Source organism: Streptomyces sp. NPDC054794 (assembly GCF_053611585.1).
The window spans coordinates 16,068-29,455 of the sequence record NZ_JBSHAQ010000006.1; the positions used below are offsets into that span (position 1 = coordinate 16,068).

At 72.3% G+C, this 13,388-nt stretch carries 9 protein-coding genes; 6 read left to right on the forward strand and 3 right to left on the reverse strand.

The window, feature by feature from the left end; all coding sequences use genetic code 11:
- The first annotated feature begins 157 nt into the window (after positions 1-157).
- From ACWGKT_RS07795 to moeZ, 5 genes are all read left to right on the forward strand, one after another.
- Positions 158-1,828: a DUF3492 domain-containing protein gene (locus ACWGKT_RS07795; protein WP_453272904.1), complete on the forward strand. Its 1,671-nt coding sequence runs from the start codon at positions 158-160 to the stop codon at positions 1,826-1,828.
- Positions 1,825-3,327: a hypothetical protein gene (locus tag ACWGKT_RS07800; protein WP_453272905.1), complete on the forward strand. Its 1,503-nt coding sequence runs from the start codon at positions 1,825-1,827 to the stop codon at positions 3,325-3,327. The genes ACWGKT_RS07795 and ACWGKT_RS07800 overlap by 4 nt, the downstream gene beginning before the upstream one ends.
- Before the next feature lie 193 nt (positions 3,328-3,520).
- Positions 3,521-4,480, forward strand: a complete 960-nt coding sequence (locus tag ACWGKT_RS07805; RefSeq protein WP_235458072.1) for an NAD-dependent epimerase/dehydratase family protein — start codon at positions 3,521-3,523, stop codon at positions 4,478-4,480.
- A complete protein-coding gene (locus ACWGKT_RS07810) occupies positions 4,468-5,217 on the forward strand; it encodes a spherulation-specific family 4 protein (protein WP_453272906.1) in 750 nt (249 codons plus the stop codon). Before ACWGKT_RS07805 ends, ACWGKT_RS07810 begins: the two co-directional genes overlap by 13 nt.
- Before the next feature lie 63 nt (positions 5,218-5,280).
- On the forward strand, positions 5,281-6,459 hold the full coding sequence (moeZ, locus tag ACWGKT_RS07815) for an adenylyltransferase/sulfurtransferase MoeZ (protein ID WP_453272907.1): 1,179 nt from the start codon (positions 5,281-5,283) through the stop codon (positions 6,457-6,459).
- A 104-nt stretch (positions 6,460-6,563) separates the two neighbouring features.
- Here moeZ and ACWGKT_RS07820 read toward each other — a convergent pair whose 3' ends face one another.
- The 3 genes from ACWGKT_RS07820 to ACWGKT_RS07830 form a co-directional block, all read right to left on the reverse strand.
- On the reverse strand, positions 6,564-8,102 hold the full coding sequence (locus ACWGKT_RS07820) for an alpha/beta fold hydrolase (protein ID WP_453272908.1): 1,539 nt from the start codon (positions 8,100-8,102) through the stop codon (positions 6,564-6,566).
- Between the two features lie 143 nt (positions 8,103-8,245).
- Complete coding sequence (locus ACWGKT_RS07825) at positions 8,246-9,781, reverse strand: alpha/beta hydrolase (protein ID WP_453272909.1); 1,536 nt, start codon at positions 9,779-9,781, stop codon at positions 8,246-8,248.
- Positions 9,782-9,889: 108 nt separating this feature from the next.
- Complete coding sequence (locus ACWGKT_RS07830; protein WP_356148153.1) at positions 9,890-12,631, reverse strand: lysylphosphatidylglycerol synthase transmembrane domain-containing protein; 2,742 nt, start codon at positions 12,629-12,631, stop codon at positions 9,890-9,892.
- A 186-nt stretch (positions 12,632-12,817) separates the two neighbouring features.
- Between ACWGKT_RS07830 and ACWGKT_RS07835 the strand changes: the two genes are divergently transcribed.
- Positions 12,818-13,195 (forward strand): MGMT family protein, encoded by a 378-nt coding sequence (locus tag ACWGKT_RS07835; protein WP_235458066.1) that lies wholly within the window; start codon positions 12,818-12,820, stop codon positions 13,193-13,195.
- Positions 13,196-13,388: the final 193 nt, after the last annotated feature.

Sequence of the window (13,388 nt, forward strand, 5' to 3'; positions counted from 1 at the left end):
CACCGCCTCCCTCTTGTGTTTCCTCACCCCTCAGCCATGGGGGGGGTCCCCCGCCACCACCCCCCCCCCCCCGCCACCGTCCTGTCCGCATACCTTCGTCCCGCTGCGAGCCGCCGGGCAACGGTGGCTCCCCATATGGGAGATCGGGGGTGCACTCGTGCGCATCGGACTGCTTACGGAGGGTGGCTATCCGCATGTGAGCGGTGACGCCAGGCTCTGGTGCGACCGGCTCGTGCGCGGGCTCGGGCAGCACGATTTCGACATCTACGCGCTCAGCCGCAGCCGGCAGCAGGAGGACGAGGGCTGGATCCCGCTCCCGCCGCAGGTCAGCCGGGTGCGTACGGCCCCGCTGTGGACGGCCGAGGACGACGCCGTGGTGTACGGGCGGCACACACGCCGGCGCTTCGCCGACTGCTACGGGGAACTCGCCGGGGCGGTGTGCTCCAGGTCGGACGATCAGGCGGACCGTTTCACCTCCGCGGTGTACGGACTCGCGGAACTGGCCCGCGAGGAGGGCGGCCTGGTCGGCGCGCTCCGCTCCGACACCGCCGTACGCGCGCTGGAGCGCGCCTGCCGTGCGCCGGGAGCGCTCCGCGCGGCGCGAGAGGCACGGGTGCCCGAACTGCTCACCGTGGCCGCGCACCTCGAACGCACCCTGCGCCCCCTCTCCCTCGACTGGTACACGGAAGAGGGCCTCGGTTCGGCCGACCTGTGCCACGCGGCGGCCGGCGGACCGGCGGCCCTGCCCGGACTGCTGGCCCGTCACTTCTTCGGCGTACCGCTGCTGGTGACCGAGTACGGCGTGCAACTGCGCGCCCACTACCTGGCCTCCGGGGACGCCGCCCCCGCCGTGCGGGCCCTGCTCGCCTCCTTCCACGGCAGGCTCGCCGCCGAGGTCTACGCCCGTGCCGCCGCCGTCACGCCCGGCAACGCGCACGCCCGCCGCTGGCAGGAGCGCTGCGGTGCGGATCGCGCCAAGATCCGCACGGTCTACCCGGGCATGGAGGCCTCCCGCTTCGCGGAAGTGGGCGAGTCCGAGGACCGGGCCGACCTGGACACCCTCGTGTGGGTCGGCCGGGTCGAGCCCGCCAAGGACCTGGTGTCCCTGCTGCACGCCTTCGCGGAGGTCCGCAAGGACGAACCCAAGGCGCGCCTGCGGGTCGTCGGCGCGCCGGCGGGCCCCGAGGGCGAGGTGTATCTGGGGCACTGCAGAGCCCTCGCCGCGCAGCTCTTCCCGGACGAGGCCGACGGCGTGCACGCCGTCGGTGACAACCCGGTGTCCTTCGAGGAGATCGGCGGCCCGGAGTGCCCGAGCCTCGCCGACGCCTATGCCTCCGGCGCCGTGATCGTCCTCTCCAGCGTCGTCGAGGGGTTCCCGATCAGCCTGGTCGAGGCCATGTTCTGCGGCCGCGCGACCGTGTCCACGGACGTCGGCGCGGTGGTGGAGGTCATCGGCGGCACGGGACTGGTCGTGCCGCCGCGCAATCCACGGGCGCTCGCCGAGGCGTGCGTGGCGCTGCTGCGCAGTCCCGAGCGCCGTGAGCGCCTCGGCGCCGCCGCGCGCGCCCGAGCGCTCGAACTGTTCACCGTCGAGCAGAACATCGCGGCATTTCACGGCATTTACCTGGAGATCGTCGTGCACTGCCCCGTCCTCTACGCGGTCGACGACGCCCGCGAGCCCCGCCCCTTCGCCGTCCCGGCCGAGGCCCACATCCCCGGCCGCTGGACCGGCCCCGCCTCCCGCGTCCTCGCCCGCGGCGGACCCGGCTGGGCCACCACCACACCGGCATGCGCCACACCCGTCACAGCCCCGGAGGCGGCCCGATGAGCGACCTGGGTGAACTGGACCGTCCCGGCACCCCCAGCAGCCCCGGCGCCTGGGACGCCCCGTCGGAGGGGTGGCGCCGACGGGGGACGGAGGACGTGGGAGAGCCGGAGGCGGACGACGCTGACGCATGGGGCGCCGACGCCTCCGGCCGACGGGACGCGTACGGCTCCATCGAGGCGGAGCCGGAACGCTCCGGCGCGCGCGAGCCGGACGGCTTCGACATGGGCGAGGCGGACGACTTCGGCACGGGCGACTCCGGTGCTCCGGACCGGAGCGGCGCCGCTCCCGTCGAGGTACCCGAGTGGGACTCCCCGCGTGCGGTCGCCTCGTCGTCGACGGCGGCGGCGGGCGGGAGCCGAGTCGGGGCCGAGGCGGGCAGGGGGCGCAGACCCGCCGCCCGCAGGGGTGCCGCCGACCCCGTGAAGGCGCTGATGCACCGTCACCGCGAGTTGTGCGAGCGGGCTGTCGACCCGCTGGAGATCGCGGCGGGCCTGGAGGCGCACGGCATCACCGACCGCACCGCCGCCCGCTTCCGGCACCGCGACGTGTTCTCGCTCGCCGAGGAGATGTACGCGCGCGTGTCCCGCGACGGCGACGGCCTCCCGCACGCCGAGACCGCCACCACTGTCAGGGCCCGCGCCGACTGGGCCCTGCTCACCCTCCTCCCCGGAGCCCTGAGCGCGGCGGTCGTCGCCGCCCTGCATCTCACCCACGGCCGCACACGACTCCTGGCGGCCGCCGTCGGCGTCCTCGCCGTGGTCCTCGCCCTGCGCGCGGCACTCCGCCGGGGCCCGCTGAGCACGCCGCCCGGCACGCACGCGTGGGCGACCGCGGCACGCACCCGCGCATGCGTCCACTGGCTCCTCGCCTACGCCCTCCTCGGCGACGGCCTCCTCCTCGCCGTCCTGCGCGGCGGCCCCGACAGCCCGCCCACCGGCGCACCGGACGGATCCTGGCCCCTGTCCACGGCTCCCGTCCTCGCGCTCGTCCTGGCCTGCGCCCCGGCGGCCTGGACGGCCCACCTCTTCGCCGCACGCGCCCGCCGCCGGCTCGCGGCCAGCCGCGGCCTGGAGGAGTTCACCGCCGCGGCACGGCCCCTGCTGTTCGGCGCCGTGACCCTGTTCCTGGGCGCGCTCACCGTCCTGGCCGTCCTGTGCGGCACGGCGCTGCACGAGCCCGCCGCCTACCCCGAGGTCCTCACCCTGGGCGCCCTCCTCCTGGTGGCCCGCCTCCTCGCCGTCCACCACCACCCGCACGCCGCCGCCCACGCCCTCGCCGCGGCGGTCGCGACCGAGGCGGCGGCCCCGGCCCTGGTCCTCGGCGGGCGCCTCCCGGGGTGCGCCTTCCTGTCGACACCCGTCGAAACGCTCGTGGACGCCTGGGGCGTGGGCAGCGTCCCGGCCCTCGCCTGCGGAGCGGCCGCCCTCGCCCTGCTGGGCCACGCCACCCGCACGCTGACCCGCGCGTCGGCACACGCGGCGACGGGGGAGGCCCAGTGACCGACGCGACCCACCTCCCCGCGCGGCACATCCGCCCGCGCGACCACGGATCAGCCCCCGCCGCAGGTGCCGGGCCGGGCCACCAGAGGCAACCGCATCATCCCTTCGAAGGAGAACACCAGATGACCACCTCCCGACCCGGAGCGTCCGGAGCCACCGGAACAGCCGGAGCGCACACCCCGGGAGCCGAACGATGAGGGTCCTGCTGATCGGAGCCAACGGCTACCTCGGCCGCTTCGTCGCCGACCGTCTGCTCGCCGACCCGGCCGTCCAGCTCACCGCACTCGGCCGCGGCGACGACGCCGACGTCCGCTTCGACCTCGCCACCGGCAGCCCCGGGGCGCTCACCCGCTTCCTCGACGCGGTCCACCCCGGCGTCGTCGTCAACTGCGCCGGCGCGACCCGCGGCGGAGCCCGCGAACTCACCCGGCACAACACCGTCGCCGTCGCGACCATCTGCGAAGCCCTGCGCCGCAGCGGCTGCGGCGCCCGCCTGGTGCAGGTCGGCTGCAGCTCCGAGTACGGCCCGAGCCAGCCCGGCTCCTCCACGGCCGAGGACGCGGTCCCGCGCCCCGGCGGCCCGTACGGCGTCAGCAAACTCGCCGCCACCGAACTGGTCCTGGGCTCCGGCCTGGACGCCGTGGTCCTGCGCGTCTTCTCGCCCGCCGGACCCGGCACCCCGGCCGGCTCCCCGCTCGGCCGCCTCGCCGAGGCCATGCGCCGCGCCATGCAGTCCGGCGACGGCGAACTCAAGCTCGGCGGGCTGGGCGCCCAGCGCGACTTCATCGACGTCCGCGATGTGGCACGCGCCGTCCACGCCGCCTCGCTCTCCGCGGCCCAGGGCGTCATCAACATCGGTTCCGGCCGCGCCGTCCGCCTCCGTGACGCCGCCGCCGTCCTCGCCCGGGTCGCCGGGTACGGCGGCGCCCTGCACGAACTCGACGGCCCGCCCGGCCCCCTGCGGATGGCCATCGGCCACCCCCGCTCCGAAGCCGACCACGCGGGCCCGGTCGCGTACCCGTACCCGGACGGCTGCGGCAGTTGGCAGCAGGCCGACGTGCGCACCGCACGCGACCGGCTCGGCTGGCGGCCACGGATCAACCTCGAAGAGTCCCTGGCCGACATCTGGATGGAGGCGGCATGCCGCATCTGACCAGCGCCGCGGTCGGTACGGCGCACACCGGCGTCCGTACCGGCTTCGGCGTCCCCGGCTATGCGCACCCGCTCGTCGCCCCGGCCGAGTGGGCCGAACTCACCCGGCCGGGCACGCCCCTGCACTGGGTCGTCCTCAACGTCGCGGGCGGCCCCGGCACTCGCCCCGATCCGCACTGCCTGGCGGCGGTGGCCCGGCTGCGCACCGCGGGCGTCCGCGTCCTCGGCCACCTGGACACCACCTTCGGCGCCCGGGCCCGCGCCGACCTGCTCGGCGACGCGCACCGCTATCGCGACTGGTACCGGGTGGACGGCTTCCTCCTCGACCGCTGCCCGACCGAGCGCACCGCGCTCCCCGACATCCGCCACACCGTCACCGCGCTCCGCGCGAGCGGTGACGATCCCCACATCGTCCTCGGCCACGGCACCCATCCCCACCCGGGCTACGCCGAGAACGCCGACCAACTGGTGACCTTCTCCGGCTCCTGGTCGGACTACCGCTGGTCGCAGGTCGCCGAGTGGACCGCCGACTATCCGCCCGACCGCTTCTGCCACTGCGTGCACAGCGTGCCCCGCGGTCACCTCGACGAGGCGCTGCGCATCGCCCGCTGGCAGGGCGCGGCGACGATCTACTTCACGGACCGCACCGACCAGGGCGGCCGCGCCGACCCGTGGGAGACCATGCCCGGTTACTGGGACGAAATCGTCTCGCGGATCGGAACAGGTGTCTCGGAATGAAGGAGCCCATGGCAGTGTTACAGCGAGAACAACCGTAGTGATCGACCGACCAACGGAGTCCCCGTGTCGCTGCCACCCCTGGTCGAGCCGGCTTCCGAGCTCACCGTAGACGAGGTCCGCAGGTACTCCCGCCACCTGATCATCCCCGACGTCGGGATGGACGGGCAGAAGCGGCTGAAGAACGCCAAGGTGCTCTGTGTGGGCGCCGGCGGCCTGGGCTCGCCGGCGCTGATGTACCTGGCCGCCGCGGGCGTCGGCACGCTCGGCATCGTGGAGTTCGACGAGGTCGACGAGTCGAACCTGCAGCGCCAGATCATCCACAGCCAGTCGGACATCGGCCGCTCCAAGGCCGAGTCCGCCCGTGACTCCGTCAAGGGCATCAACCCGTACGTGAACGTGATCCTTCACGAGGAGCGGCTCGAAGCCGACAACGTGATGGACATCTTCAGCCAGTACGACCTGATCGTCGACGGCACGGACAACTTCGCGACCCGCTACCTGGTCAACGACGCCTGCGTGCTGCTGAACAAGCCGTACGTGTGGGGCTCGATCTACCGCTTCGACGGTCAGGCCTCGGTCTTCTGGTCCGAGCACGGTCCCTGCTACCGCTGCCTGTACCCGGAGCCCCCGCCGCCCGGCATGGTTCCGTCCTGCGCCGAGGGCGGTGTGCTCGGCGTGCTGTGCGCCTCCATCGGCTCCATCCAGGTCACCGAGGCCATCAAGGTCCTCACCGGCACCGGTGAGCCCCTGGTCGGCCGACTGATGATCTACGACGCCCTGGAGATGCAGTACCGCCAGGTCAAGGTCCGCAAGGACCCCGACTGCGCGCTCTGCGGCGAGAACCCGACCGTCACCGAGCTCATCGACTACGAGGCCTTCTGCGGCGTCGTGTCCGAGGAGGCCCAGGAGGCGGCGCTCGGCTCGACGATCACTCCGAAGCAGCTCAAGGAGTGGATCGACGACGGCGAGAACATCGAGATCATCGACGTCCGCGAGATCAACGAGTACGAGATCGTCTCGATCCCCGGCGCCAAGCTGATCCCGAAGAACGAGTTCCTCATGGGCACCGCCCTGGCGACACTCCCGCAGGACAAGAAGATCGTCCTGCACTGCAAGACGGGTGTCCGCAGCGCCGAGGTCCTCGCCGTGCTGAAGTCCGCGGGCTTCGCGGACGCCGTGCACGTCGGCGGCGGCGTGATCGGCTGGGTCAACCAGATCGAGCCGGACAAGCCGATCTACTAGGCCCGCGCCCTTCAGGCCCGCGCCTTCCCCGGTCCCGGAGGGGCTCGGCACCACGAGTGCCGGGCCCCTTTCCGGTGTCCGGGGCGCTGCGTCCGGCGCCGGCGCTACGAGCAGACCTTGCCGTCCTTCGGCACCGTGCCCTTGAGCAGGTACGCGTTCACCGTGGAGTCCACGCAGTCACTCCCGTTGCCGTACGCGCCGTGCCCCTCTCCCTTCCAGGTGAGCTCCACACCGACACCCTTGCCCAGTTCGTCCGCCATCCTGCGGGCGCCCTCGTAGGGAGTCGCCGGGTCGCCGGTGTTGCCGACCAGCAGGATCGGTGCCGCGCCCGGCGCGCCGACCTCCGGGCTGTCGTACTGCCCGGCCACCGGCCAGTCGTGGCACCAGCCGGCCGTGTCCCAGCCCAGGAAGTCGCCGAACACCGGCGAGATCTTCTCGAACTTCGGCAGCCGCTTCTTCGTCTCCTCCAGCGTCGGTCGCTGCTTGTCGTCCAGGCACGATATGACCCGTTGGGCGTGGGTCGTCGTGCCGTAGTGGCCGGAGGAATCCCGCTCGTTGTAGTTGTCGGCGAGCGAGAGCAGCTGCGAACCGTCGCCCCGCTCCGCCGACTTCAGGGCGTTGGTCAGCGTCGGCCAGCTGGCCTCGCTGTACAGCGGCAGGACGATGCCGGTGACCGCGAGCGTCTGCGTGAGCTTGCGCCCGGAGGAGGCCGGGAGGGGCTTGGCGTCGATCCGCTTCAGCAGGTCCGTGATCTTCTGCGACCCCTGCTTCGGGTCCTGGCCGGTGGACTTCAGGTAGTCGTCCAGGGCCCGCTGGAAGCCCCGCGCCTGGTTCTCGGCGTGGCCCATCGCGTCCGCGCTCGGATCGACCACCGCGTCGAGGATGAGCCGCCCCACGTTCTTCGGGAACAGATGGGCGTACACACCGCCGAGTTCGGTGCCGTACGAGATGCCGAAGTAGTGCATCTTCCTGTCACCGAGGACCTGGCGCATCAGGTCCATGTCCCGGGCGGTGTCGGTCGTCGACACGTGCGCGATCAGCTTCCCGGCGGCCTTCTCGCAGCCCTTGCCGAAGTCGGCGGCGTCCTGGAAGTAGGCCTTTTCCTCGGCCGGGGTGTCAGGGGTGGCGTCCACCGTCTCGGCGGCCCGGATCTCGCGGTCGCCGCGGCAGCGGATGCCCTCGCTCGCCCCGACCCCGCGCGGGTCCCAGCTCACCAGGTCGTACCGCTCGCGGAGCTTGGCGGCCGTGGCCGCGTAGTACGGCATCATCGAGACGCCCGAGCCGCCCGGTCCGCCGAAGTTGAACAGCAGCGAACCGATCCGCTGGTCGGCGTCGCCACTGGACTTGGCCCGGATCAGCGCGAGGCCGATCGTCGAGCCGTCCGGCTTCGCCCAGTCCAGCGGCGCCTTGAGGGTGGCGCACTGCCAGTCGGCGCCGGGCGCGGCCGAGTCCCCCGTGGCCTTGCAGCGGCCCCAGTCGGGCTTCTGCCCCGTGAGCGAGGCGGGCAGGTCGGCTGCTGCCGTGGTGGCCGGCGACGCCGACGGCGGGCCGGACCTTCCGCCCTCGTCCGAGGATCCGCTGCTGCAACCGGCCACCAGCGCGGCCGCGGCGACCGTGGCCGCCCAGCGTGGAAAACGCGACATGTGCACCCCCTCAAGAGCTCTCCGCATCGAGCAGCGGGGAGCGGTCAGGCCATCGTAGGCGGATCAAGCAAAGCGCGCTTCGGCCTGTGGATAACCATCTGACCTGCGGTTTTTCTGGAGTGCATGTGAGGAGAGCGCGTGCGTCAGGCGCAGACCGTGCCGGCCCGAGGCACTTTCCCGTCCAGCAGGTAGCCGTTCACCGTGTCCTGCACGCACTTGTTCTTGCTGTCGTAGGCCCCGTGCCCCTGTCCCTTGTAGGTCAGCTGGACACCGACGCCCTTGCCCAGCGCCTCCACCATCTTCCGCGCGCCCTCGTACGGCGTCGCCGGGTCGCCGGTGTTGCCCACGACGAGGATCGGCGCCGATCCGGGCGCGCTCACGTCGGGATGGTAGGCGGCGCCCGGCACCGCCCAGTTGGTGCAGCTGATCATGCCCCAGGCCAGGAAGTCCCCGAACAGCGGGGACGCGGCGCGGAACACCGGCAGCCTCTCCTGGACGTAGTCGGCGGTGTACCGCGGCTTGTCGTCGGCGCAGTTGATGGCGACGTTGGCCGCGGTGATGTTGCTGTACTCGCCGTTCTCGTTGCGCCCGTTCATCGAGTCGGAGAGCAGCAGCAGGATCCTGCCGTCACCGTCGTACGCCTCCTCCAGTCCCTCGGTGAGGTACTCCCAGAAGTCCTTGGAGTACAGGGACTGCGCGATGCCGTTCGTCGCGGCGGTCTGGGTCAGCTCGCGCGGGAAGATGCCCGGGATCGGCTTCTTCTCAAGGTCGTTGAGCAGCTTGGCGATCCGGTCCTTGACGTCCTGGGCGGTGTCGCCGATCGGGCACTCGGTCGCCTTCGACACACAGTCCTGGGCGAAGTTCTCGAGCGCCAGCTGGAAGCCCTTGGCCTGCCCGAGGGAGCCCTGTTCGGGGTTCTGCGTGGGGTCGACGACCCCGTCGAAGACGGCCCTGCCCACGTGCTTGGGGAACAGATGGGCGTAGACACCGCCGAGTTCGGTGCCGTAGGAGATGCCGAAGTAGTGGAGCTTCTTGTCGCCGAGGACCTGGCGCATCAGGTCCATGTCACGGGCGGCATCTGTGGTGCGGACATGCGGCAGGACCTTCTTGGAGCGCTTTTCGCAGGCCCCGTTGAACTGCTTGGTGCGGTCGACGAGCTGGGCGCGCTCGGCCGCGTCGTCGGGCGTCGCGTCCTGCTGGAAGAACTCGTCGAGCTGGGCGTCGTCCTCGCACTCGACGGGGGCGCTGCGGCCGACCCCGCGCGGGTCGAAGCTCACCAGGTCGTAGCGGGTGCGCAGTTTCGCGTAGTCCTCGCCGAAGGCCGGCAGGGTGGTGACGCCGGAGCCGCCGGGGCCGCCGAAGTTGAAGATCAGCGAGCTGATCCGCTTGCTCGGGTCGCCGCTGGCCTTGGCCCGGATCAGCGCGAGGTCGATGGTGGGGCCCTTGGGATCGTTCCAGTCGAGGGGCGCCTTCATGGTGGCGCACTGCCAGGTGCCGCCGTTCGGCAGCGGTGACGGGGCGCTGCCGCCGCCCTCCGCCTCGGAGGGGGCGGGGCAGTCCTTCCATTGCAGTTTCTGTGCCGTCAGATCCCGGTTCGCGGAGTCGCCGCCGCAGCCCGCGAGCAGGGCAGGCAGCAGGACGGCTGCGGAGAGGGCGACGAGGATCCGGGAGGGGTGCATACGTCCATCCTGGATCCGTGGACGCCGGAGCGCTCGGGGCGCGGGCCGTAAGAGGTACGCCCCGGCCGGTGCCCACGGGGCGCCCCCGCAGGTCAGGTCGCCCCGCGTCTAGAGAGCGCCCTTGCGTGACAGGTGGTTGAACGCCAGCCAGCCGGGCAGCACCGGCAGCCACAGGGTCAGCAGCCGGAACAGCAGGACGGCGGGGGCGGCGACCTCCTTGGGGAGGCCCACGGCGATCAGGCCGACCGTCAGGGTCGCCTCGACCGCGCCGACGCCGCCCGGGGTCGGCGCCGCGGAGCCGAGCGCGTTTCCGGCGAGGAAGACGACGGCGACGCTGGCGATGCTGAGCGAGGTCGAGCTGTCGCCGAACGCCCGGATCGACGCGTCCAGGCACATCACGAAGCAGGCGGTCAGCAGCAGCATGCCGCCGATGCCGGTGACCAGCTTCTGGGGCCGCTGCAGCACGTCGAGCATGCGCGGCACGACACCCGCGAACAGCGTCTTCACGCGCGTGACGACGAATTTCCGCAGGAAGGGCACCGACGTCACCACGAGCACCAGGACCGCCACCGTCAGCAGACCCGCGATGACCGTCCGGGACGGCGACAGCGACGGGGTCTTCTCGGTGCCGGTCAGATAGCCGAAGGACAGCAGCATCAAGATGTGGCAGCCGAGCCCGAACAGCTGCGAGGCGCCGACACTGGCCACCGCGAGCCCGGGCCGGACACCCGCGCGCTGCAGGAACCGGGTGTTCAGGGCGACACCGCCGACCGCGGCCGGTGCCACGATCTTCACGAAGGACCCGGCGACCTGCGCAGCCACGGTCCGCACGAACGGGACCCGCTCCGGCACGAAGCCGAGCAGGGCCATGGCCGCGGCGACGTAGCTGAGCGCCGAGAACAGCACCGCGGCGGCCACCCAGCCCCACTGGGCCTGCGCGAAGAGGGTGCCGAACTCGATGTGGGTGAGCTGCGTCAGCAGGTAGTAGGCGCCGATGGCCCCCGCGATGAAACTGATCAGCGTGCGCGGCCGCACCCGCTCCAGACGGGCCGGCTCCACGGGCGCCTGCGGCCGGATCCGCAGGACCTCGTGCCGGATCTGGGTGAGCAGATCCTCCTCGCGGGCCTCTTCCAGAGCCTCGTCGATGGCCCGCTTCTCGGCCCGCTGCTCGGCGCGCACCGTCTTCTTGTCGGGCTTTTCGAGTTCGGGTCTGGTGTCTTCCGAGGCTGCCTCCAGGCGGGCCAGCTTGTCCTGCCGGGAGGCCTCCAGGACCGCCTCGCGTTCTCGCTCCGCCCGTTCGCGGGCCAGTTTGCGCAGCGTCGCGCGCGTGGAGCGGGTCAGCGCGATCGGCTGGAGCATCGGAAGGCAGTCCGCGACCGCGTCCGGGCCGAGGACGCCGACCGCCGAGGCCACCGCCCGCTCGGCGCCCACCCGCAGGCCGAGCGTGGTGACCAGCTGGGCGACGTCCATGCGCAGCAGCAGGTCACCGGCCGCGATCTCGCCGCCGCGCAGGTCGGTGAGGATCACCTTGCCGGAACGATCCACCAGGATCGCGTCGCCCGCCAGCCTGCGGTGCGCGATACGCCGCGACTGCAGCGCCCGCACCTGGTGCCAGGTGTGGCGCAGCAGTTCGTCGGTGATCTCCTCGTCGGCCAGTGTGTCGAGCGTGCGGCCGCCGGTGTGCTCATAGACGAGCATGACGGCGTCGGGGCCGAGCTCGGAGGTCGCGATCAGCTTGGGCGCGTTGGCGCCGGCCGCGATGGCCGCGTACGCGAGCAGCGCCTCCTGCTCCAGTGCCTGGCGCAGCGACTGGAGGCTGGAGCGGGTGGCGAAGCCGCGTAGGGTCAGGTTGCGCCAGGCGCGGTAGAAGAAGCCCTGCGCCTGCTGCTCCCGGTCGACCACCGTGACGTCCAGGGGCCGACCGTCCTCCAGGGTGACGAAGTAGCGTCGGCCGCGGTCGCCGTTCTCGGTGTCCGCGGCCTCCTCGCGGGCCGCTCCGACGGGGTGGAAACCGACGTGCCGCAGGCCGGCCATCAGGGTCTGTCCCGTGGGGCGGACGTTGGGGGAGCCGACCGCGTACAGCGTCCCGTAGGCCACGGTCCAGCCGATCAGCACCGTCAGGATGATCGAGAACGGTGTGGTGTAGCCGGTGACCAGCATCGAGAAGGCGTCGAGCAGCAGCACGATCCACAGCACGGCACGCCATCGTGGCCGCCGGGACATGCCGACCGCCGTCATGTACGCGATGACCGGCGCGAGGTAGCCGTGCACCGGGTCGGTCAGGGCGTGGATGTCACCGGGGGAGGGCTGGGTGAGCGCCTCCTGGATCGAGTCGGGGGCGGCCCTGGCGACCCACAGGTCCGTGGCGAGGGTCACTCCGTGCGCGAGGACCGCCGCGAGCACGCCGTCGGCGATGCGCAGCCCGTCCCGTTTGATCAGCCGCTCGATCGCGAACGCGACCGGTACCAGGAGGATCGCGATGCTGGACGCCAGCCCCGCGATCTTGATCAGCAGGTCGGGTGCCTGGCCGGTGCCCTTGTTGATGTCCTGTTCGAGCCCCGAGGTCGTTCCGTGCGCGAACGCGGCGATCGCGAGCAGGACGGCGATGGCGAGCACGCCCACCAGGAGCCGCATGAGGTCGGAGGGACGGTGCACGCGCGCGGGGAGCAGCGGTTCGTCGCCCTCGACCTCGTCGATGTGCGCGTCGTCCGGGCAGTCCCCGTCGTCCGCGCGTACTCTCCCGCGTACGTCCTGGTCAGGGCCCTTCTTCGGAGTGTCGGCGGGGTCCGGGCGCGACGGATCGTCAGAGGTGCCCTCCGCGCCTTCGGGGTGCACGCCCTGCTGCTTCATCGTCTCTTCTTGATCTCGTATCACCAGTCACCGCCCGCACGATGGTGGCATGCTCCACCGACACACGGGGGCCTCAGGGTGCAAATGCGGGGCCGCACAGTCTGCCGGACCCGCCGCTTCGGGGCGAGGGATGCGCTCGGTACCGATCGCGTCACGTTGTCGGTGCGGTGGGGCAGGATGGGACGAATGAGCGAGGAGAGCCTTCCAGGGGCCCGGGCGGAGGACGCGCTGCCGGAGTACGCGGAGCGGGTCCTCGATGTCGCCGAGCGGATTCCTCCGGGGCGCGTCATGACGTACGGCGACGTGGCCGAATGGCTGGAAGCGGGAGGCCCCCGCCAGGTCGGCCGGGTGATGGCTCTCTACGGGGGAGCCGTTCCGTGGTGGCGCGTCGTGCGCTCCGACGGGGCCCTGCTCCCGGGGCACGAGCTGCGGGCGCTCGATCACTATCGCGCGGAGGGCACCCCGCTGAAGGAGGCGAGCAGGGCCGCCGAGGGCCACCTGCCGCGGCTCGACATGAAGCGGGCGCGGTGGGACGGCGGCGAGGACGCGGACGGTCACACCTGACAGCTTCCGCCATCGGACGCCCTCGGGGGGAACCTGTGGCCCGTACGAGGGACACGGGGGACGCCCGCGGCATGCCGTACGTTCGTGAGGCATGGGGTGCGCGTGTCGCGAGAGCCGGGAGGGAAGAAGCGGAAGCCCTGCTTCCGTCCTGATGCCCGGCGTAGCGTCGGCTGCACGTGTCCCTCTCACCCCG

Excerpts from the sequence above, each read along its gene's own strand:
- ACWGKT_RS07810 (WP_453272906.1), top strand. The coding sequence starts at position 4,468 with ATGCCGCATCTGACCAGCGCCGCGGTCGGTACGGCGCACACCGGCGTC.
- ACWGKT_RS07835 (WP_235458066.1), top strand. The coding sequence starts at position 12,818 with ATGAGCGAGGAGAGCCTTCCAGGGGCCCGGGCGGAGGACGCGCTGCCG.
- ACWGKT_RS07825 (WP_453272909.1), bottom strand. The coding sequence starts at position 9,781 with ATGCACCCCTCCCGGATCCTCGTCGCCCTCTCCGCAGCCGTCCTGCTG.
- ACWGKT_RS07820 (WP_453272908.1), bottom strand. The coding sequence starts at position 8,102 with ATGTCGCGTTTTCCACGCTGGGCGGCCACGGTCGCCGCGGCCGCGCTG.
- ACWGKT_RS07800 (WP_453272905.1), top strand. The coding sequence starts at position 1,825 with ATGAGCGACCTGGGTGAACTGGACCGTCCCGGCACCCCCAGCAGCCCC.
- ACWGKT_RS07830 (WP_356148153.1), bottom strand. The coding sequence starts at position 12,631 with ATGAAGCAGCAGGGCGTGCACCCCGAAGGCGCGGAGGGCACCTCTGAC.
- ACWGKT_RS07805 (WP_235458072.1), top strand. The coding sequence starts at position 3,521 with ATGAGGGTCCTGCTGATCGGAGCCAACGGCTACCTCGGCCGCTTCGTC.